We start from the raw sequence: 529 nt of genomic DNA on the forward strand, positions 1-529 counted from the left end.
GCCGCCGCCAAGGCCGCCTTCCCGGCCTGGTCCGCCGTCCCGCCGATCCGCCGCGCGCGGCTGATGGCCAATTTCCTGCGGCTCCTGAACGACAACAAGGACGAGCTTGCCCGGACAATCACGTCCGAACACGGCAAGGTCTTCACCGATGCCCGCGGCGAGGTGGAGCGCGGCATCGACATCGTCGAGTTCGCCTGCGGCATGCCGCAGCTCCTCAAGGGCGACTATACCGAGCAGGTCTCGACCGGCATCGACAACTGGACGATGCGCCAGCCGCTCGGCGTGGTGGCCGGGATCACGCCGTTCAACTTCCCGGTCATGGTTCCCATGTGGATGGCGCCGGTGGCGATCGCCTGCGGCAACAGCTTCATCCTCAAGCCCTCCGAGCGCGATCCGTCTCCGTCCCTGCTGACCGCCGAGCTGTTCCGCGACGCGGGCCTGCCCGACGGGGTGTTCAACGTCGTCCAGGGCGACAAGGTGGCGGTCGATGCGCTGCTGGGTCACCCGGACGTGCAGGCCGTGAGCTTCG

At 68.4% G+C, this 529-nt stretch carries 1 protein-coding gene; it reads left to right on the top strand.

The annotated features are described in order from the left end of the window. On the top strand, positions 1 to 529 hold a 529-nt coding region (locus ACQY6C_RS14965; protein ID WP_427970086.1), incomplete at both ends, for an aldehyde dehydrogenase family protein.

It is taken from the genome of Altererythrobacter sp., assembly GCF_050299635.1.
Taxonomy (GTDB): domain Bacteria; phylum Pseudomonadota; class Alphaproteobacteria; order Sphingomonadales; family Sphingomonadaceae; genus Erythrobacter.